Source organism: Kitasatospora sp. NRRL B-11411, assembly GCF_000721345.1.
GTDB classification, from domain to species: domain Bacteria; phylum Actinomycetota; class Actinomycetes; order Streptomycetales; family Streptomycetaceae; genus Kitasatospora; species Kitasatospora cineracea.
Genome location: NZ_JOGH01000008.1, coordinates 120452 through 140823 on the forward strand (window position 1 = coordinate 120452; position 20372 = coordinate 140823).

Consider the following 20372-nt stretch of genomic DNA (forward strand, 5'->3'; position numbering starts at 1 on the left):
ATTGTGGCAGCGCCGTCCGACAGTGCGGAGGGGGACGGGGCCGGCCGGGGGCGGGTGTCCGGGGCGGACGCCCGCCCCCCGGGGCGGGGTGGGTCAGGCGTACTGGCCGGGGACGTAGTCGCCCGCGGGCTGGCGGACGATCACGTTGATCCGGTTGTACGTGTTGATCAGGGCGATCAGGCTGACCAGGGCGGTCAGTTGCTCCTCGTCGTAGTGCTCGGCCGCCGCCGCCCAGGCCGCGTCGGAGACCCCGCCCGCGGCGTCCGCGATCCGGGTGCCCTGCTCGGTGAGCTCCAGGGCGGCCCGCTCGGCCTCGGTGAAGACGGTGGCCTCGCGCCAGGCGGCGACCAGGTTGAGCCGCAGCTGGGTCTCCCCGGCGTGCGCGGCGTCCTTGGTGTGCATGTCGGTGCAGAAACCGCAGCCGTTGATCTGGCTGGCGCGGATCTTCACCAGCTCCTGGGTCGCCGCCGGCAGCGAGGACAGGCCCAGGGCGTGGCCGGCCGAGTTGATGTACTTCAGGAACTTCGCGCCGAGCTGGTTGCCGAAGTAGTTGAGACGTGCGTCCACGGTGGTGGCTCCTTGTCGTGCGTGCTTGCGTGGCGGGTGCTGACGAAGCTCTGACCCCGCCGCCACCCCCGATGTGACAGCCACCGGATGTGACGCCCGTCACGCTACCGGCGGAGCGACGTTCCAGTGCGCAGGCAACTCGCCGTCGCAGAAGACGCACACGAAGAAATCCTCCCGGACCAGGGAGACCCGCCCGCGCACGCCACGTGCTCGCTGCGCCGGTCCGCGGGCCGCGGTGCGGATGTCCGGTGGTCCGACGTAGGAGTAGGTGGTCGGTCCGGCCGCGGTGGTGGTCGGTGCGTCGGTCGTGCGAGTGAGGTGCGAGTGGGTGGCCGGGCGGGCGGCGTAGGGTGGGGCGGGCGGGGGTCGGTGGGTGTGGTCGAGGGAGTGCGGGATGGAGTTCGGCTGGGCGGTGCCGTTGGTGGCTGCGCCGATGGCGGGTGGGGCGGGGACGCCGGAGTTGGTGGCGGCGGTGGGGGGGGCCGGGGGGTCAGTGGGGTGTGGAGCTGCCGGTCTCGATCGCGCCGGACCGGGACGACTGGGACGCCAAGATCGAGGCGCTGCTGCGGGAGCCGGTGGAGTGGGTGTCGTACACCTTCGGGCTGCCCGAGCCGGCCGAGGCGGCTGCCGTCCGGGCGGCGGGGATCCGGCAGGTGGGGACGGTCACGAGTCCCGAGGAGGCCCGGGCGGCGACCGCGCTGGGCTTCGACGCGCTCACCGTCCAGGGCCCGGAGGCGGGCGGGCACCGCGGTACGCACCGCATCGAGGACCGGCCGGGGACGCTGCCGCTGCTCGAACTGCTGGCCGCGGTGCGGGAGGTGACGCCGCTGCCGCTGATCGCCGCGGGCGGGCTCGGGGACGGGGCGGCGATCGCCGCGGCGCTCCGGGCCGGGGCGGTGGCCGTGCAGCTCGGCACCGCGTACCTGCGCACCGAGGAGTCGGGGGCGTCCGCCGCGCACCGCAGGGCGCTGGTCGAACTGGAGGGCACCACCGTCACCCGGGCCTTCACCGGGCGTCCGGCGCGCGGGCTGCGCAACGCGTTCATCGACCGGCACGACGCCCACGCGCCGGCGGCGTACCCGGAGGTGCACCACCTCACCCAGCCGCTCAGGGCCGCCGCGGGGCGCCGGGAGGACCTGGCGGCGATGCACCTGTGGGCGGGGACGGCCCACCGCAAGGCCCGGACGGGCCGGGCGGCGGACGTGACGCGGGAGCTGTGGCGGGACGCGCTGCGCGAGGGGTGAGCGGGAGCAGGGGCGCGGGGCCGCGCGGCGATCCGGCCGCGCAGTGCCCCGCGCCCCTGTCGGTGCGCGTCCCGGGCGGTGGCGGTCAGCCCAGGAGGGTGGACATCCAGGATTCGAGGGCGGGGGCTTCGCGGGGGAGGGCGGCGGACATCAGGCGGGCGCCGTCGGAGGTGATGACGAGGTCGTCCTCGATGCGGATGCCGATGCCGCGGAGTTCGGCGGGGAGGGTGAGGTCGTCGGGCTGGAGGTAGAGGCCGGGTTCGACGGTGAGGACCATGCCTTCCTCCAGGACGCCGTCCAGGTAGGTCTCGGCGCGGGCCTTCGCGCAGTCGTGTACGTCGAGGCCGAGCATGTGGCCGCTGCCGCAGAGGGTGTAGCGGCGGTAGAGGCCGGAGTCCTCGTGCAGGGCCTCCTCGGCGGAGACGGGGAGCAGGCCCCAGGAGGCGAGGCCCTCGGCGATGACGCGCATGCCGGCCCGGTGGAAGTCGCGGAAGGAGGCGCCGGGGCGGAGGGTGGCGATGGCGGCGTCCTGGGCGGCCAGGACGAGGTCGTAGAGGTCGCGCTGGGCGGGGGTGAAGGTGCCGGAGAGCGGGAGGGTGCGGGTGATGTCGGCGGTGTAGAGGGTGTCGGTCTCCACACCGGCGTCGAGCAGCAGGAGGTCGGAGGGGTTCAGCGGGCCGTCGTTGCGGATCCAGTGCAGGACGCAGGCGTGGGCGCCGGAGGCGACGATGGTCTCGTAGCCGGTGCCGTTGCCCTCGGCGCGGGCGCGGGCGTTGAAGGCGCCTTCGAGCCAGCGCTCGCCGCGGTGGTGGCGGAGCGCGGCGGGCAGGGCGCGGACGACGTCGGCGAAGCCGGTGGTGGTGTGGTCGACGGAGAGCTGGAGCTGTTCGACCTCCCAGGGGTCCTTGATCAGGCGCAACTCGGCGAGAGCGGCGGCGAGTTGACCGTCGGTCAGGGCGTGGGCGGCGGACGGGCGGCCGGTCAGGGCGTCGAGCGCCGGGTCGACGCCGGAGAGCACCCGGGTGGGGGTGGAGCCGGTGAGGAGCTTGGGCAGGTCGTCGAGGTGGGCGGTGCGCAGGCCGGTGAGGCGGGCGGCCTCGGCCAGGTCGGCGCGGCGGCCGACCCAGAACTCGCCGTAGCGGCGGTCGCGGTAGAACTCGGCGGAGCCGGCGGAGCGGTCGGAGCGGGGGCGCAGGTGGAGGACGGGTTCGCCGTCGGGTTCGATCACCAGGACGTGGCCGACCTGCTCCTCGCCGGTCAGGCCGGTGAGGTGGGCGTAGGCGCTGTGCGGGCGGAAGCGGTGGTCGCAGTCGTTGCTGCGGACCTTCAACTGCCCGGCGGGGACGAGCAGCCGCTCGCCGGGGAAGGCGGCGGCGAGCTTGGCGCGGCGGGCCGGGAAGTACGGGTAGCCGGGGACGCGCTCCTCGGCGGGCAGCGGGGTGGCGGCCCACTGGCCGGCCATGTAGGCGGCCAGGGCGGGGGTGACGGGGAGGTCGTGGCTGCCGGTGTTCAGGGCGGGCTGGTCGGTCATCGTCGGGGGCTCCTCCGAGCTGGGCGGGGGGAAGGGGGCAGGGGGCAACTCGCTTGGCGGGGCGGGGACTTGCCCTGCTCCGCGGGTGGCAATGACACGGCTCGGTAACGGTCCGGCCGCCTCATTGCGTAGTGCAATTTCACATTACTATGTTACGGGTCACACCTCAGAGCGGGCCAGACCCCGGGCGGCACAGATCCCCCGTTGAACGGCAGACCGGCCCCCATTCCCGGAGTTGCACATGAACAGGCGTTCCCACGTCGCCCTCGCGGCGGCCATCGCGGCATCCCTCACCCTCGGCCTCGGTGCGTGCAGCAGCAGCAACAACAGCGGAGGCGGCGGCAACGGCGACCAGGCGGGCGTGACCACCCAGGGCAACGGCATCATCGGCGGGACGCCCGTGAAGGGCGGCACCCTCACCATCCTGTCGAACCAGGACTTCGACCAGCTCGACCCGGCCCGCAACTGGACCATGCCGGTCATGGACGTGGGCGTCCGGCTGCTCTACCGCACCCTCACCACCTTCAAGGCGGCCCCCGGCGCCGACGGCCTCAAGGTCGAGCCCGACCTGGCCACCGACCTCGGCACCCCCAGCGACGACGCCAGGACCTGGACCTTCCACCTGAAGGACGGCCTCACGTACGAGGACGGCACCCCGATCGTCGCCGGCGACATCAAGTACAACGTCGAGCGCTCGTTCTCCGCCGAACTGGCCGGCGGCCCCGACTACGCGGCCCGCTACCTGGCCGGCGTCGACGGCTACAAGGGCCCGCTGGCCGGCGAGCACCTCGGCAAGGACTCCATCGAGGTCCCGGACGCGAAGACCATCGTCTTCCACCTCAAGCGCCCGGTCGCCGAGTTCGGCCAGACCGTCACCCTGCCGACCTTCTCGCCCGTCCCGGTGGCGAAGGAGACCGGTGCCAACTACTCCAACCACCCGGTCTCCTCCGGCCCGTACAAGATCGAGTCCTACGACCGCGGCAAGCGCATGGTGCTGGTCCGCAACACCCACTGGGACGCGGCCTCCGACCCCGTCCGCAAGGCCTACCCGGACAAGATCGTCGTCGACCAGACCCTCAAGGGCACCGGCATCGCCGACCGCCTGATCGCCGACCAGGGCGACGACAAGAACGCCGTCTCGTACGTCGACCTGACGCCGGCCAAGATGTCCGAGGTCCTCACCAATCCGGACGTCAAGGCCCGTCTGATCAGCGAGAACGGTGGCTGCACCACCATGCTCGACATGAACACCACCAAGGCGCCGTTCGACAACGCCACGGTGCGCCGGGCCATGCAGTACGCGGTGGACAAGGAGTCCTTCGCCGCCGCGATGGGCGGCCCGGCGTTCAACGACATCGCCACCACCTACCTGCCGCCGGCCCTCACCAGCGGCGCCCCGGTCGACCACTTCATGATCAAGCCCGCCGGTGACCCGGACAAGGCCAAGCAGCTGCTCGCCGAGGCCGGCCTCCCGAACGGCTTCGACACCGAGATGGTCACCTCCACCGGTGGCAAGCAGCAGGCCGAGGCGATCCAGGCCGCCCTCAAGCGGGTCGGCGTGAACGTCACCATCACCACCGTCGACCCGACCGCCGTCAACTCCATCGTCGGCGACAAGGACAAGCAGCCCGGCCTGGCCCAGCTCGGCTGGTGTCCGGACTACCCGTCGGCCGGCACCTTCCTGCCGATGATCTACGACGGCCGCCAGGTCCGCGACAAGGGCAACAACGGCAACATGACCCGGTTCAACGACCCCGCGGTCAACGCCGAGCTCGACCGGATCGCCGGCCTGTCGGACCTGCAGAAGGCCAACGCCGCCTGGCTCGACCTGGACGCCAAGATCATGGACGCCTCGCCCGCCGTCCCGCTGGTCTGGCAGAAGAAGCCGCTGCTGGTCGGCTCCAACATCGCCGGCGCCTTCGGCTCGCCGATCTGGTCCGCGCAGATCGACTACGCGACCATCGGCCTCAAGTCCGTGAAGTAAGGCGGGAGTTCCCCACATGACCACCCCGCTCGCCCCGGCCCCGGCCGGGGGAGCGGGGGCCCCGGAGACTCCCAGGACCTCCGTCGCCCCCGCCTCCCCCTGGGCCCTCGCCCTGCACCGCGTCCGCCGGCAGAAGACCGCCCTGGTCGGTGCCGCCCTCATCGCGTTCTTCGTCCTGGCGGCCGTCCTGGCGCCGGTGCTCACCGCGATCAGCGGCACCTCGCCGGACGCCATCGACAAGAAGGCCGTCGACCCCTACCTCGGCGGCCTGCCCCGCGGCTCCCTCGGCGGCATCAGCCCCGAGCACTGGCTCGGCGTCGAACCGATGCTCGGCCGCGACATCTTCGCCCGGCTGCTCTACGGCGCCCAGATCAGCCTGCTGGTCGCCTTCGTCTCCGCCCTGCTGATCACCCTGATCGGCACCGTCCTGGGCATCACCGCCGGCTACTTCGGCGGCCGGGTGGACACCGTGATCAGCCGGTTCATGGACATCATGATGTCCTTCCCCAGCCTGATCTTCATGATCGCGCTGCTCTCGGTCGCCCGGAACGTCAACCGGGTGGTCCTGCTCATCGGCGTGATGTCGCTGTTCTCCTGGCCCTACATCGCCCGCGTGGTGCGCGGCCAGACCCTCTCGCTCAAGCACCGCGAGTACGTCGAGGCCGCCCGCGCCAGCGGCACCACCAACCGCCGGATCCTGTTCGGCGAGATCCTGCCCAACCTCACCGGCACCGTCATCGTCTACGTCACCCTCGCCGTCCCCGGCCTGATCGGCACCGAGGCGGCGCTGTCCTTCCTCGGCGTGGGCATCCGGCCGCCCACGCCCTCCTGGGGCCAGATGATCTCCGACGCGGTGCTCTACTACAAGGTCGACCCGATGTTCTTCATCCTGCCCAGCGCCTGCCTGTTCCTGGTGGTCCTGGCCTTCACCCTGGTCGGCGACGCCCTGCGGGACGCCCTCGACCCGAAGGGCAGCCGGACGTGATCGGATTCCTGCTCCGGCGCGTCCTCGCGATGGCCGCCACCCTGCTCGCGGTCTGCGCCCTCACCTTCGCGGTCTTCTACCTGCTGCCCAGCGACCCCGCCGCCCAGTTCTGCGGCAAGGACTGCTCCGCCGACCGGATCGAACTCGTCCGGCAGCAACTCGGCCTGGCCGACCCCCTGATCGTCCAGTTCTGGCACTACGTCACCGCGATCTTCGCCGGACGCTCCTACGGCACCGGCCCGTACGCCGTCCAGTGCGACTTCCCCTGCTTCGGCTACTCCTTCCAGTCCGCCCAGCCCGTCTGGGACCTGATGATGGACCGGCTGCCGACCAGCGTCTCGCTCGCCCTCGGCGCGTCCGTGCTCTGGCTGGTCCTCGGCGTCGGCACCGGCGTGCTCTCCGCGCTGCGCCGCAACACCTGGCTCGACCGCACCCTGATGGTCGGCACCATCGGCATCGCCGCCCTGCCGGTCTACTTCACCGCGATGATCCTGCTCTACCTGGTCGTCACCGTCGCCGGACTGCTGCCCTACCCGCGCTACATCGCGTTCGGCGAGGACCCGGTCGGCTGGGTCACCAACCTGATCCTCCCCTGGATCACCCTCGCCCTGCTGAACGCCGCCCTCTACGCCCGGATGACCCGCAACTCCGTCATCGAGACGATGGCCGAACCGTACGTCCGCACCGCCCGCGCCAAGGGCCTGCGCGAACGCCGGGTCGTCGGCCGGCACGGACTGCGCCCCGCCCTCACCCCTGTCGCCACCATGCTCGGCATGGACCTCGGCGGGCTGCTGGCCGGCGCGCTCATCACCGAATCGCTGTTCAGCCTCCCCGGCATCGGCAAGCTCTTCGCCGACTCCCTCAACAAGGCCGACCAGCCGGTGATCATGGGCATCACCCTGCTCGCCTCCTTCTTCATCGTCAGCTCCAACCTGGTCGTGGACCTCGTCTACGCCTGGATCGACCCGAGGGCGAGGCTGTCATGACCTCCCACCCGCTGCTCGACGTGCACGACCTCGCCGTCGAGTTCACCACCGAGGAAGGCACCGTACGGGCCGTCAAGGGCGTCGACTTCACCGTCGAACGCGGCCGCACCCTCGGCATCGTCGGCGAATCCGGCTCCGGCAAGTCCGTCACCTCGCTGGCCGTCATGGGACTGCACCGCGGCGCCACCGTCACCGGCTCCGCCAGGCTCGACGGCACCGAACTCATCGGCGCCCCCGCCGAACGGCTCCGCAAGCTCCGCGGCCGCAGGATGGCGATGGTCTTCCAGGACGCCCTCACCGCCCTGCACCCCTACTTCACCGTCGGCGACCAGATCGCCGAGGCCTACCGCGAACACTTCGGCGGCAGCCGCAAGGCCGCCCTCGCCCGCGCCGTCGACGTCCTCGGCGACGTCGGCATCCCCGAACCCGCCCGCCGGGCCGAGGAGTACCCGCACCAGTTCTCCGGCGGCATGCGCCAACGCGCCATGATCGCCCTCGCGCTGTCCTGCGAACCCGACCTGGTCATCGCCGACGAACCCACCACCGCCCTCGACGTCACCGTCCAGGCCCAGGTGCTCGAACTCCTGATGCGCCTGCAGGTCGAACGCGGACTCGGCATCGTCATGATCACCCACGACCTCGGCGTCATCGCCCGGGTCGCCGACGACGTCCTCGTCATGTACGGCGGATCCGCCGCCGAACAGGCCCCCGCCGACACCCTCTTCACCACCCCCCGGCACCCCTACACCCGCGGCCTGCTCGACTCGCTGCCCCGCCTCGACGCCGAAGAGGGCGCCGAACTGCGCTCCATCCCCGGCAGCCCGCCCTCCCTGCTCGCCCCGCCCGCTGGCTGCGCCTTCCACCCCCGCTGCGCCGTCTACGCGGCCGAGCCCGACGCCCGCTGCACCGGCGACCGCCCCCTGCTGCGCACCGTCGCCGACGGCCACCGCAGCGCGTGCGTCCACGACGAGGTGACCGCATGACCACCGAGACCGCCCCGATCGCCGACGCCGCCGACTCCGGCGCGCCCGAAGCCCTGCTCAGCGTCCGCGACCTCGGCATGACCTTCCCCGGCCCGCGCGGCACCCTGCGCCGCAAGGCCGGCATCCGGGCCGTCGACGGCGTCAGTTTCGACGTCCGCCCCGGCGAGACGCTCGGCCTGGTCGGTGAGTCCGGCTGCGGCAAGTCCACCACCGGACGGATGCTGGTCCGGCTGCTCGACCCGACCGCCGGCAGCGTCAACTTCCGCGGCCAGGACATCACCCGGACCCCGCAGCACCGACTGCGGCCGCTGCGCAGCCGGTTCCAGATGATCTTCCAGGACCCGTTCGCCTCGCTCAACCCGCGGCAGACCGTCCAGCAGATCATCGCCGCCCCGCTGCGCGCCCAGGGCGCGACCAAGGAGAAGATCCGCTCCGAGGTCCGCGACCTGATCCGGCTGGTCGGCCTCGCCCCCGAACACCTGGAGCGCTACCCGCACCAGTTCTCCGGCGGCCAGGCCCAGCGCATCGGCATCGCCCGCGCCCTCGCCACCCGCCCCGAACTCGTCGTCGCCGACGAACCCGTCTCCGCGCTCGACGTCTCCATCCAGGCCCAGATCGTCGGCCTGATGGAACGCCTCCAGGCCGAACTCGGCGTCGCCTACGTGTTCATCGCGCACGACCTCGCCGTGGTCAAGCACATCAGCCACCGGGTCGCCGTCATGTACCTCGGCCGGATCGTCGAGATCGGCGACAAGCAGCAGGTCTACGACCACCCCGCGCACCCCTACACCAAGGCGCTGCTGTCCGCCGTCCCGCTGCCCGACCCGGCCGCCGAACGCACCCGCGAACGCATCGTCCTGCTCGGCGACCCGCCCAGCCCCGCCGACCCGCCCGGCGGCTGCACCTTCCACCCCCGCTGCCCCAAGGCCCAGGCCGTCTGCACGACCGAAGCGCCCCTGCTCACCCTCACCGCCCCGGGCCGCCAAGCGGCCTGCCACTTCCCGGAGTAGCACCACCGCGCCCCCGCCCCGACCGGCCGTCCGACCGCTTCCGCGGCCGGCCGGGGCGGGCCCACCCCCGTGAAAGGAACCACCGCCCCGTGGAAGGAAACGCCGCGCTGTCCTGGGACGGCTCCGCACCGCCGTCCGGCCGCCCCGAGACCTCCCGCACCGTCGACGCCGGACCGCTCGTCCTGCGGGTCACCGCCGTCGGCAGCGACACCGCCCCCGCCGTCACCGTCACCGCACTGCCGTCCCCCGGCGTGCTGCTGGTCGAGGCGGCCGCCGACACCCCGGACACCCGGCTGCGGATCGAATGGCAACTGCCCTGCACCGGCGCCACCGGCTACTGGACGCCCGACACCAACACCCGCTGGCTGCCCCCGAGTTGGGCCAAGCCGCGGGAAGCCTCGCTGCCCAAGGGCGCCCCCGTCGGCAGCCTGGTCGGCCCCGGCGACGCCGCCCTGTGCACCTTCGCGGTCGGCGAACCCGTCCGCCCCGTCACCATCGGCGAGGGCGCCGTCGAGGAGACCGGCCGCTACAGCTGGTGGGTCGAACAGGACGGCCCGCACCTCGCCCTGCGCCTCGACCTGAGCGGACGCCACTTCGCCGACACCGTAAGGGACTGCGCCGCCTGGTGGGCCACCCTCGCCCCCGCCCGGACCGTCCCCGACGCAGCCTTCGAGCCGGTGTTCTGCACCTGGTACGCACTGCACCTGGCGATGACCGCCGCCGACGTCGAACGGCTCGCCGAACTCGCCGCCCCGCTCGGCTTCCGCACGCTGATCGTCGACGACGGCTGGCAGACCGACGAACGCACCCGCTCCTACGCCACCACCGGCGACTGGCAGCCCGCCCCGCACGACTTCCCCGACTTCGCCGGACACGTCCGCCGGATCCAGGACCTCGGCCTCAACTACCTGCTCTGGCACGCCGTCCCGTTCGTCGGCGACCGCAGCGCCGCCGCCGAGCGGCTGGCCGGGCACACCCTCGCCCACCTGCCGCAACTGGAGACCTTCCTGCTCGACCCGCGCAGCGCCACCGTCCGCGCCCACCAGGTCGAACGGCTCGCCGCCGCCGTCGAACAGCACGGCGTCGACGGCCTCAAGCTCGACTTCGTCGACACCTTCGCCCGCGGACCGGTGCCCGGCGCCGCGCCCCGCACCGGCTCCCCGGAAGCGGACTGCGCCACCGTCGCGGAGGGCGTGCGGAAACTGCTGGCCGCACTCGACGCCCGGCTGCGGGCCGCCCGCCCCGACGTGCTGGTCGAGCACCGCCAGGACTACGTCGGCCCCGGCCTGTGGCCCTACGCCACCATGGTCCGGGCCACCGACTGCCCGCTCGGCGCGGTCGAGAACCGGGTCCGCACCGCCGACCTGCGGCTCACCGCCGGGCCGCTCGCCGTGCACGCCGACCCGCTGACCTGGCACCCGCAGGAGCGTCCCGAGCGGATCGCCGTCCTGCTCCAGTCGGTGCTGTTCGCCACCGCCCAGGTCTCCGTCGACCTCACCGCCCAGAGCGCCGACCAGCTGACCGCCCTGGCGTTCTGGCTGGGCGTCATGAAGGAGCACCGCGAGCTGCTCCAGCGCGGCGAACTGCGCCCGCACCGGCCCGAGTTGGCCTACCCGCTGATCGAGGCCCGCAGCGGCGCCCGGCTGGCCTTCGGCCGGTACGCGCCGCTGCCGCTGCGGGCCGAAGGCGGGTGGGAACTGCTGCTGGTCGCCAACGCCGACCAGGACACCCTGGTGCGGATCGACTTCGACCGCCCGCCCGGCCCCGTCGACCTGCTGGTGCAGGACTGCCTGGGCGGCACCGTCGCCCGGGCCCGGACCCCGGTCGGCGGGACGGAGCTGTCCGTCCGCGTCCCGACCGGGGGCCTGCTCACCCTGCGGCGCTGAGGGCGCGTCACACCTCCAGCTCGGCCTCGACCTTCTTCAACTGGTGCCGGGCCATCGCCAGGTTGGCCCGGTTCCGGTCCAGCGCCAGGTACAGGAACAGGCCCTTGCCGCTGCGCGAGGTCAGCGGCCGGATCAGGTGGTACTGGGTGGACAGGCTGATCAGGATGTCCTCGATCGCCTCGTTCAGGTTGAGCAGCTCCATCGCGCGCAGCTTGGCCCGCACCACGTCGGTGTTGCCCGCGGCCGCGACGTTCAGGTCCAGGTCCGCGTTGCCGCCGACGGTGCCCAGCGCCATCCCGCTGTTGTAGTCGACCAGGGCGACGCCGATGGTGCCCTCGATCGAACCCATGATGTCCTTGAGCGCGGTTTCCACAGCAGCCATTTTTTCCAAGTACCTCTTCCGTGAAAGGAATTGACGACCCGTCAGATCTCTGGAGCGACGGGTGTACCGCAGGGTGAGATGAGCGTCAGGGGTCAGAAGGACGTCCGGTCGAGGTCGGTGTCGGCCAGCGCGGCTATCCGCGCCCCGGCCCGGCGGGCCTCCAGGTGCAGCCGGCCCACGTTGGCCTGCGGACCGGCCAGCAGGGTCAGCACCGTGTACGCGCCGGCCGCGTACGTCGCGGTGTAGCCGCGCTCGCCGCGGGCGATCAGCTCCCGGAAGGCGCCCTGCCCGGTCGCCTCGGTCAGCCGGGAGCCGACGCCCAGCGCCGCCGCGGTCAGCGCGGCCACGCCCTCCGGCTCCAGCGCGGCCGCGTCGTGCGCCACCACCAGGCCGTCGATGGTCGCCACCAGCGAACCGGTCAGGTGCGGGACCCGCGCCCGCAGGCCCTGGAGCTCGGCCTGCACCTCGGCCTCCGGCAGCACGGGGATCCTCCTCGCGGTCAGTTGTCGAAAGGTCCGCTTCATGACTCGGTCGGCGGGACGGGGCGGGCGGGCGGGGCGGTCACAGGGCCTCCAGGGCAGCGCGTAGTCGGAGCAGCAGGCCCACCTCCGGGTCCGCGGAGTCGTAGGAGCGCGGACCGGGCGGCAGCAGCACGTCCGGTGGCGCGGCCGGCGGCACGGCGGCCGGGGACACCGCGGCCGGGGGCGGGTCGGGGACGGCGGCCGGCCGCGGGACGGCGAGCAGCCCCGCGGCGGCCAGCTGCCGGACGTCCAGCAGCGTGCCGTAGGTGGAACGCCCCAGCAGCCGGGCCAGCTCGGGCGCGGTGCGGGTGCCGTCGGCGGCGGCCAGCAGCGCCTGCCGGCGGCGGTGCGGCACCGCGGTGCGGCGGGTCGGGGCGGCGCCGGTGGCCAGCAGCGGCGCCCGGTCCAGCTCGGCGGACGGCCAGCAGCCGTCCAGCAGCGAGCGGCGGCGGCCGATCGCGCCGCGCAGCTCCAGCACCGAGAGCGGGCGGGCCAGGGCGAACACCGGGCGGGCGGCCGGGTCGAAGCGCAGCTCGCCGCCGTGCTGGGCCAGCGCGTCCTGCGCGCCGTCCAGGGTGGCGGCCAGCCGGGCGAGTTCGAGCTCGCCCGCCCCGGCCAGGCCGCTGCCCAGCAGGTACTCGGCGAGCCGCCCGGCCCCCAGCAGCAGGCTGTCCTCCCACTCCCGCACGGTGATCCGCCCGGCCCCGGTCAGCAGGTGGCCGACGGTCGCCGCGCCCGGCGCCTCGGCGTGCACCACCAGGCCGCCGGACAGGTGCACCGCGCCGTCCGGGCCGTGCAGGGCGCCGGTGGAGCCCTCCGCGGCGAGGTCGGTCAGCGCGGCCTCGAAGGTGGTGGCGGGCGCGCAGCTGGAGCGCCGGCGGCGCGGCAGCGGCGCGGCGTGGGCCCGCGGCCGGGGCGCCGGGGGCGTCGCGGGCCCGGCGGCCGGGGGCAGCGCGGTCAGGTACGGGCCGGGGACCTCGGCGGCCGGGCCGAACTGCCCGGCGGCGGGCACCAGTCGGTGCACCGAGACCGGCGAGGCGACCAGCAGCGGCGGCACCGTCGGCATGGGCGGCACGGCCGGTGGCGGCTCCGGGGCCGAGGAAAGGGCCGGGGCTGGGGAAAGGGCCGGGGCCGGTGCGGGGGCGAGGGTGTCGGTGGGCCGCATCAGGAGAGCACCAGCCGGTCGGCGATGGCGGCCAGCCGGAGCCGGGCCATCGCCAGGTTGGCGAGGTCCCGGTCCAGCCGCAGGTAGAGGAAGACGTTGGCGTCGAAGGCCGCGGGGACGAAGCGCAGCAGGTGGTAGTTGCCCGCCGAGGTGACGATGACGTCCTCGGCGGGCGGGGCGCCGCTGTCCGGGTCGGCGAACGACGGGGTCTGGGTGACGGCCCGGGCGAGCTCGGTGGCGTCCGCGGCGCCGACCTCGTGGTCGCCGTCGGGGCCGAGACCGGCGGTGCCTATGGCCAGGCCGTTGGTCCAGTCGACCAGGCTGACCCCCAGGGCGCCGGTGATCCCCATGGCTTCCGCAAGGCACTCCTCGATCCCGGGCACGTACCGCGTTCCCTCCCCACCGTGCGGGGCACGGTGCGTCGCCGTCACCGCCTTCACCTGCGGTAGTCTGACCGGGACGCAACGCTACCGGCGCTGCCACGGGAGAGCGAGACTTTCCGTCATATCCCTCGGGCATATGCACGAATGCGCTATGGTTCGCGGATTTTGAAGCGTCCCGGTGAAGGCGGCGGGGCGCGGGCGGTTCAGCTCTCCGGCCCCTTCTCCGGCGTCTGGACGGGGAGTTCGCGCAGCCGGGGGATGGGCGAGAAGAGCACCCAGAGCGCGGAGGCGGTGGCGCCGACCGCGGCGGTCCACAGCGCGGGGCGCAGGCCGATGGTGCTGCCGAGCAGGCCGCCGAGCAGCGAACCCAGCGGGCGGACGCCGTAGTTGACGGCCTGGTAGGCGCCGAAGACCCGGGAGCGCAGGGCGTCGGGGATGCAGGCGGCGAAGATGGTGCCGGCCGAGATGTCCAGGATCATCACGCCCACGCCGGAGAGGAACTCGGCGCCGAACAGCAGGGCCGCGGAGGTGGCGACCGAGCCGCCCGCGAGCGGGACCAGCAGCAGCGGGGCGGGGAAGAGCACCAGGCCGAGCAGGAACGCGGGCCCGATGCCGATCCGGGCGGCGAGCCGTCCGGTGAGGGCCGCGCCGAGCAGGGTGCCGACGGCGGCGGCGCCCATCACCGCGCCCAGCAGTCCGGCGCTGAAGTGGAGTTCCCGGGTGGCGTAGAGGACGAACAGCGCGCCGATGACGAAGGTGAACAGGTTGACGGTGGCGGTGCCGAGCAGCGAGGCCCGGACCACCGCGTCCTGCCGGATCCAGCGCAGGCCCTCCGCGGCGCCGCTGTGCTCCTTCTCGGCGCGCGGCGGTTCGGCCGGGTCGATCCTCCGCAGGAACAGCGCGGAGACCAGGAAGGAGGCCGCGTCGACCACCAGCGCCAGCGGGGCGGCCAGCAGTTGGACCAGCAGGCCGCCGAGGCCGGGGCCGGCCACGTAGGTGGCGGCCCGGCTGCCGTTGATCAGCGCGTTGCCGCTGAGGTACTGCTCGGCGGGCACCAGGGCGACGAACAGCGGCGGGTTGCAGACGTTGAAGAACACCGACAGCGCGCCGACGGCGAGCACCACTGCGTACAGCTGGGTCAGCGTCAGCACCCCGGCCGCGTGGGCGAGCGGGACGGTCAGCAGGACGGCGGCGCGGCCCAGGTCGGTGGCGATCATCACCCGGCGGCGGCGCCCGTAGCGGTCGGCCCAGCCGCCCGCGTGCAGCGAGAGCAGCAGGTAGGGCAGGTAGCCGGCGGCGGTCAGGTAGCCCATCTGGGCGGCGGTGGCGTGCAGGGTGGAGACCGCGATCAGCGGGACGACCAGCAGGGTGATCTGGTCGCCGAGCGAGGAGACGGTCTGGCCGGTCCAGTAGCGGCGGAAGGCCGGTTCGTGGAGCAGCGCGGGTATCCGGCGGCGGACGGCGGCGGCCGGGCGGGTGTCGAGGAGGCTCACGGCGCCGTGCCCTCCGGGGTGTCGGTGGGGACGGCGAGCCGGATCAGCTGGACGGCCCGGGCGCCCTCGGGGGGCGGGCCGGGGCGGCCCAGCCGCTCCGTGTAGGGGCGGGTCAACTCCTCGATGCGCGCGGTGAGTTCGGTGAGTTCCTCGGCGGTGACCAGGACGGCGCTGTCGCCGAAGGAGGCGGCCTCGCGCCACTCGGGGGCGTCGGTGCCGCGGTGCAGCAGCCAGCCGGTGGCGCGGGCGAAGTAGCCGTCCAGCACGGCCCGTTGCAGGGCCTCGGTGGCGGCGGCCTGCTCCGGGTCGGCGGGGGAGGCGTCCCAGCTGGTGAAGGCGGCGGTCGCCCGCCAGGGCTTCTCCCGGCCGCGCCCGCCGCCCGCCTCCTCGACCAGGCCGTACTTGGCGAGCTGGCGCAGGTGGAAGGAGCAGCTCGCCACCGATTCGGTGCCGAGCAGCTCCGCCGCCCGGGTCGCGGTCAGCGGCCCGTGCAGGCGGAGCAGGCCCACCAGTGCCATCCGGGTGGGATGGGCGTAGGCGCGCAGGGCGCGCGGATCGGTGAGCCGGATGGCCGGCAGCTCTTCGCTCATGTTCTAAAGCTATCTTTAGAAAGAACTCTTTACAAGCTGCCGGCCTGCGGGTTCCGGCGGATCACATTCCGGTCAGGAGACCGGACCCACCTTGACGGTGGTGAGCCTGCCGCCCTGGGTCTCCCGGACCACCTCGATCCGGGTGCCGGTGTCCGGCACCCTCACCCCGAGCTGCGGGAGCGCCGGATCGGTGTACACCCCGGAGTGGTCGTCGAACGCGGGCACCGCGGGCTCGGACGGCACCTCGGTTGCCGCGCCCGCCTTGTGCAGGGTGAAGCCGGTGGTCGGCTTCAGCGAGAAGGGCGCGTCGTACGGCTGCGACCGCCCGTTGGTGACGGAGCCGTCCGCGAACCGCAGTGCCTTCGGGTGCGCGTCCACCGGCAGGATCAGGCCGCCGCCCGGGTGGTCGGCGGTGTTGTTGTCGCCGTAGCCGGTGTCCCACAGCCAGACCAGGACGCCCTCCTGGTACGGGTAGGTGTCGATCACGTTGGCCTTGCCCGGCACGCCCGAGTAGCCGAAGTTGTACGGGCCGGTCTTCAGGAAGGCGCCGTAGCCGGCGTAGCGGCGGTTCTCCACCAGGTACGCCCGCGGGTGCTGCTGGACGGCGTCCTTGCCCCGGATGGCCGAGAAGCCGACCTCGGTCCAGCCGTTGTCGCCGTTCTCCGCGCCGTCGCTCAGCAGCACCGAGCCGTCGGCGGTCAGCCGCACCGCGTCGACCAGCACGCCCTTGCCGTGGGTGTTGGAGTCGGAGGTGACGTGGAAGCGCACCTGCACGCTCTTGCCGAGGTAGGCGTCGAGCGGGACGTGCAGCTGCTGCCAGGCGTTGGAGGTGCCGCTCAGGCCGGGGGTCAGCGCGGGGGTGTCGCCGATCGGCTGCCCGTCGACGGTGCCGTGCAGCGGCGTCCAGGTCCGGCCGCCGTCGGTCGAGCCCTCGATCGTGAAGAAGTCGTAGTCCTGCTCGGTGTCCCACCAGGCGGCCGCGTCCAGTGCGGCCGAGTCGGTGGCGCCGGTCAGGTCGACGGTGCGGGAGAGCACGGCGTCCAGGTTGTCGCCGGTGTCGCTCCACCACTGCTTGCCGCCCTCGTACGGGTCGGCCAGCGAGGTGGTGGTGGTGCTCGGCGGCAGGTGCACCAGGACGGCCTGCGCCTGGTCGGTGTGGTAGCCGCTGACGCCGAGGGTGTGGCTGGAGCGGGTCGCGGCCTGCGCCTCGTCGTAGTCGAGCCAGCCCATCTGCAGCTTGCTCCAGGCGTCCAGGTCGCCCGGGTACTCGCCGGTGGTGTTCTTGCCCTTGCCCAGGTACGAGGCGGAGGACATCAGCGACCAGAAGCTGACCGAGTTGTCGCCGCCGGTGGTCGGGTACAGGTCGGGCAGGCCGAGGTTGTGGCCGTACTCGTGCGAGAAGAGGCCGACGCCGCTGTTCTCGCCCGCCTGCACGTAGTCGTAGGCGTAGAGGCCGGAGTCGCCCAGCGGGACGCCGCCGATCTTGTTGCCGGCCGGGCCGGTCCGGCCGGTCGGGTCCGAGAAGGCCCAGCTGCGGTGCGCCCACAGGGCGTCGCCGCCCTGCGCGCCGCCGCCCCAGGTCTCGTCGACGCCGGCGTGGACGACGACCAGGTTGTCGAGGTAGCCGTCCGGCTCGTCGAAATCGCCGTCCTTGTCGTAGTCGTAGCGGTCCTGGGTGTCGTACTGCGCCAGTTCCGCCTTGACGTCCGCCGCGGTGCGGCCCTTGGCGATCTCGCCGTCGTACCACGCCTTGGTGGCGTCCCGGATGAACTCCTGGGCCTGGGTCCACGCGCCGCCGCCCTGGGGGCCCTTGTTGGAGCCGTAGCGGGCCTCGTTCCACGGCACGGTCACCCAGTCGGTGACGGTGCCCTGGATGTCGTACCGGCCCGAGGACTGGGTCCGGTAGAAGTTGCGCATCGAGTTCGCGCCGGGCGTCGGGTCGAAGAACATCTTCTGGTAGTAGTCGCGACTGAAGTCGCTCTCCCAGTAGGTGTGGGTGTCGCTCCTGTCCGGCTTCGGGATCGCGTCGTGCTTCGGGCCCGGGGTGCCGCCGTAGCGGGCCTGGCCGTTGTACTGGGTGGTGTCGTCCACCTGGTCGCCGAACTGGGCCAGGATCACGAACACCTTGTCGGTGCGCTTGTTGGCCAGCTGGACGTAGTCGTTGCCGACCTTGACCTTGGCCGGCGCCGACTTGCCGTCCTTGGCGACCTTGCCCTGGTTGACCTGCGCCAGGGCCTGGGCCTTGAGGGCCTGCCGGGCCTTCTCCTGCGGCGGCAGCGGGGAGGGCGGCGCCTCCCGGCCGTCCGCGGCCTGCTGGGCCGTCAACTCGGCGGCGGGCCCGTGAGGTTGGGCGAACGCGGGGGTGGTGGTCAGTGCTATCGCACCGGTGGTCAGCGCAGCCATGAGGGCTGTGGGAAGTCTGCGCAAGTGACCCGGTCCTCTCTCAAGGGTGGGTAAACGGATGGCCGGTAATATTTCACATGTCATCCACTACGGGGAAGGGGGTGCGCCCGCCTCCCGGCCCAGGCCCAACTTTTCGCGGAAGAAGGCCAGTTCCTGCACCGCGACCCGCTCCAGCGCCCCGTCCGGCAGCATGTGGCTCACCCCCGGCAGCGGCAGCACGGTGTGCGCCCGCCCCGCCCGGGTCAGCGCCTCGGACAGCCGCAGGGTGTGCGAGGGGTGCACGTTGTCGTCCGCCAGGCCGTGGACGAGCAGCAGCGGCCGGCGCAGCCCCGGCGCGTCGCCGAGCAGGCAGTCCGCCGCGTACCCCTCCGGGTTGTCCTGCGGCAGGCCCAGGTAGCGCTCGGTGTACGCGGTGTCGTACTGCCGGAAGTCGGTCGGCGGGGCGCCCGCGCTGGCCGCGTGGAACACGTCCGGGCGGCGCAGCACCGCCAGCGCCGCGAAGTACCCGCCGTACGACCAGCCGCGCACCCCGACCCGGGACAGGTCCAGGTCCGGGTGCGCGGCGCCGAGCGCCCGCAGCGCGGCCACCTGGTCGTCCAGCGCGACCTGCGAGAAGCGGCGGAAGACCGCCCGGGTGAAGTCCGGCGAGACGAACGGGGTGCCCCGGTTGTCCACCGTCACCACGGCGAAGCCCCGGTCGGCCCACCACTGCTTGAACTGCCAGCGGCGCGGCTCGTTGGCGATCACCTGGAAGCCCGGACCGCCGTACACGTCCAGCAGCACCGGCAGCCGGCGGCCCGGCACGTGCCTGCGCGGGTACAGCACCGCGGCGGGCAGGGCGAGTTCGGTCACCCGGGACAGCAACGGGCGCGGACGGTAGGGGAGTTCGGCCGTCAGGTCGGGGAAGTCCGTGCGGCCCGCGGGAGTTCGCAGTTCGCGGCGGACGCCGTCCAGCGAGGCCGAGGTGAGCAGCAGCACGTCCCCGGCGTGGGCGGCCACCGCGTGCACGCCCGCGCCCGCGGTCAGCTTCTCCAGCGCCCCGGTGCCCGGGTCGAGCAGGAACACGTGCTGGTCGGCCGGGTCGCCGTCGCCCGCCTCCAGCAGCAGCCGCCCGTCGGGCCGCGGGCCGACCACCCGGCGCACCTGGAGGCGCTCGTCGGTGAGGATCTTGCCGTCCAGCGCCACCCCGCGGGCGGCCGGGGTGTCGGCGGAGGTCAGCACCCGGCCGTCGGCCAGCCGCAGCGGGGTGCCGGGCAGCGGGTCGACCCAGAACTCGTCCTCGGTGCGGCTCAGTTCGCGGGTGGCGCCGGTCGCCGGGTCGGCGCTCAGCAGCAGCACGCGCTGCTGCAGCCGGTCCGCGACGGTCAGCAGGATCTCGCCGCCGCCCTCCCAACCCGCTGCCGTCAGGTACGGGAACTCGCCGGTGTCCCAGCGCAGTTGCGTCGGGGCGCCGCCCGGGCGCAGCACCCACAGCTGGACGTCCGCGTTCGGGCCGCCGGCCTGCGGGTAGGCGAAGGACTCCGGGGCCGCCTCCGGGTGCGCCGGGTCGGCGAAGTGCCGCAGCGGCAGGGCGGATTCGTCCACCCGGGCGGCCAGCAGCGCGCTGCCGTCCGGCGCCCACCAGTGGCCCCGGGTGCGGCCCAGCTCCTCCTGCGCGGCGAACTCGGCCACGCCCCACAGCGCGCCGTCCGCCGGGCTGATCCGCCCGCCCGGCGTCAGGTGCAGCGCCCCGCTGGCCACGTACGCCACCACCGAGCCGTCGGCGTTCGGCCGGGGGTCGAACGCGGGCCCGGCGACCGGGAGTTCGGTGCTGGTGCCGGCCTCGGTGTCGCACCGGAAGACCCGGCCGTCCAGCGCGAAGACGGCCCGGGACAGGTCGGCGGTGGCCGCGAACGAGCCGATGCCGGGCGCCCACAGCCGGATCCGCTCGCGCAACCGGCGCTCCAGCGGCGGCAGTTCGGCGGCCGCGCCGGTGCGCCCCGGGGCGATCGCCACCGGGTCGGCGACCAGCCGCTCCCGGCCGGTGGCCAGGTCGTAGTGCCAGAGCCGCTCGACCGGGTCGGTGGCGCCGGTCGAGCGCAGGAACAGGGCGCGGCCGGCGTCGGCGGACAGGGTGACGGCGCGCGGGGCGCCGTAGCTGAAGCGGCCGGTGGCGGCGCTCAGCGCGAGGTAGGGGTCGGTGTGAGTCACCCGCCGATGGTTGCCGTGCCCGGCCCCGGTCGGCTAGAAGTATGCAGTGTGAAATGTCACACAGCATTT

General features: G+C 73.5%; 17 protein-coding genes. 7 read left to right on the forward strand and 10 right to left on the reverse strand.

The window, feature by feature from the left end; translation table 11 throughout:
* Positions 1–93 precede the first annotated feature (93 nt).
* On the reverse strand, positions 94–567 hold the full coding sequence (locus IH44_RS0106195; RefSeq protein ID WP_030458387.1) for a carboxymuconolactone decarboxylase family protein: 474 nt from the start codon (positions 565–567) through the stop codon (positions 94–96).
* A gap of 500 nt (positions 568–1067) precedes the next feature.
* On the opposite strand from IH44_RS0106195, the gene IH44_RS0106200 reads away from it, so the two are divergent.
* Positions 1068–1811, forward strand: coding sequence for a nitronate monooxygenase (locus tag IH44_RS0106200; protein ID WP_051816594.1), 744 nt, complete (start codon positions 1068–1070; stop codon positions 1809–1811).
* A gap of 85 nt (positions 1812–1896) precedes the next feature.
* Here IH44_RS0106200 and IH44_RS0106205 read toward each other — a convergent pair whose 3' ends face one another.
* Entirely contained in the window at positions 1897–3342 is a 1446-nt protein-coding gene (locus IH44_RS0106205; protein ID WP_030458389.1) for an aminopeptidase P family protein, read from the reverse strand.
* Positions 3343–3583: 241 nt separating this feature from the next.
* Between IH44_RS0106205 and IH44_RS0106210 the strand changes: the two genes are divergently transcribed.
* The 6 genes from IH44_RS0106210 (at position 3584) to IH44_RS0106235 (ending at position 11176) form a co-directional block, all read left to right on the forward strand.
* Positions 3584–5326, forward strand: coding sequence for an ABC transporter substrate-binding protein (locus tag IH44_RS0106210; protein WP_030458390.1), 1743 nt, complete (start codon positions 3584–3586; stop codon positions 5324–5326).
* A 16-nt stretch (positions 5327–5342) separates the two neighbouring features.
* Positions 5343–6311: an ABC transporter permease gene (locus IH44_RS0106215; protein ID WP_030458391.1), complete on the forward strand. Its 969-nt coding sequence runs from the start codon at positions 5343–5345 to the stop codon at positions 6309–6311.
* A complete protein-coding gene (locus IH44_RS0106220; RefSeq protein ID WP_030458392.1) occupies positions 6308–7297 on the forward strand; it encodes an ABC transporter permease in 990 nt (329 codons plus the stop codon). The genes IH44_RS0106215 and IH44_RS0106220 overlap by 4 nt, the downstream gene beginning before the upstream one ends.
* Complete coding sequence (locus IH44_RS0106225; protein ID WP_030458393.1) at positions 7294–8280, forward strand: ABC transporter ATP-binding protein; 987 nt, start codon at positions 7294–7296, stop codon at positions 8278–8280. Before IH44_RS0106220 ends, IH44_RS0106225 begins: the two co-directional genes overlap by 4 nt.
* Positions 8277–9290, forward strand: a complete 1014-nt coding sequence (locus IH44_RS0106230; protein WP_030458394.1) for an ABC transporter ATP-binding protein — start codon at positions 8277–8279, stop codon at positions 9288–9290. The genes IH44_RS0106225 and IH44_RS0106230 overlap by 4 nt, the downstream gene beginning before the upstream one ends.
* 89 nt (positions 9291–9379) lie before the next feature.
* Entirely contained in the window at positions 9380–11176 is a 1797-nt protein-coding gene (locus IH44_RS0106235; RefSeq protein ID WP_063759553.1) for a glycoside hydrolase family 36 protein, read from the forward strand.
* Positions 11177–11183: 7 nt separating this feature from the next.
* Here IH44_RS0106235 and IH44_RS0106240 read toward each other — a convergent pair whose 3' ends face one another.
* The 8 genes from IH44_RS0106240 to IH44_RS0106275 form a co-directional block, all read right to left on the reverse strand.
* Positions 11184–11558 (reverse strand): hypothetical protein, encoded by a 375-nt coding sequence (locus IH44_RS0106240; RefSeq protein ID WP_030458396.1) that lies wholly within the window; start codon positions 11556–11558, stop codon positions 11184–11186.
* Between the two features lie 92 nt (positions 11559–11650).
* Positions 11651–12040: a roadblock/LC7 domain-containing protein gene (locus IH44_RS0106245; RefSeq protein ID WP_030458397.1), complete on the reverse strand. Its 390-nt coding sequence runs from the start codon at positions 12038–12040 to the stop codon at positions 11651–11653.
* A 79-nt stretch (positions 12041–12119) separates the two neighbouring features.
* The gene (locus tag IH44_RS0106250) at positions 12120–13145 is read right to left on the reverse strand and encodes a hypothetical protein (protein WP_051816596.1); all 1026 of its coding nucleotides are present in this window, start codon (positions 13143–13145) and stop codon (positions 12120–12122) included.
* 98 nt (positions 13146–13243) lie between these two features.
* Positions 13244–13627 carry a hypothetical protein gene (locus IH44_RS0106255; RefSeq protein ID WP_030458399.1) on the reverse strand — a complete coding sequence of 128 codons (384 nt, stop codon included), beginning with the start codon at positions 13625–13627 and terminating at the stop codon, positions 13244–13246.
* 203 nt (positions 13628–13830) lie between these two features.
* Positions 13831–15120 (reverse strand): MFS transporter, encoded by a 1290-nt coding sequence (locus tag IH44_RS0106260; RefSeq protein ID WP_051816597.1) that lies wholly within the window; start codon positions 15118–15120, stop codon positions 13831–13833.
* On the reverse strand, positions 15117–15710 hold the full coding sequence (locus IH44_RS0106265; protein ID WP_030458401.1) for a helix-turn-helix domain-containing protein: 594 nt from the start codon (positions 15708–15710) through the stop codon (positions 15117–15119). Before IH44_RS0106265 ends, IH44_RS0106260 begins: the two co-directional genes overlap by 4 nt.
* Positions 15711–15782: 72 nt before the next feature.
* A complete protein-coding gene (locus IH44_RS0106270; RefSeq protein WP_030458402.1) occupies positions 15783–18113 on the reverse strand; it encodes an immune inhibitor A domain-containing protein in 2331 nt (776 codons plus the stop codon).
* An 87-nt stretch (positions 18114–18200) separates the two neighbouring features.
* Complete coding sequence (locus IH44_RS0106275; protein WP_030458403.1) at positions 18201–20303, reverse strand: prolyl oligopeptidase family serine peptidase; 2103 nt, start codon at positions 20301–20303, stop codon at positions 18201–18203.
* Positions 20304–20372: the final 69 nt, after the last annotated feature.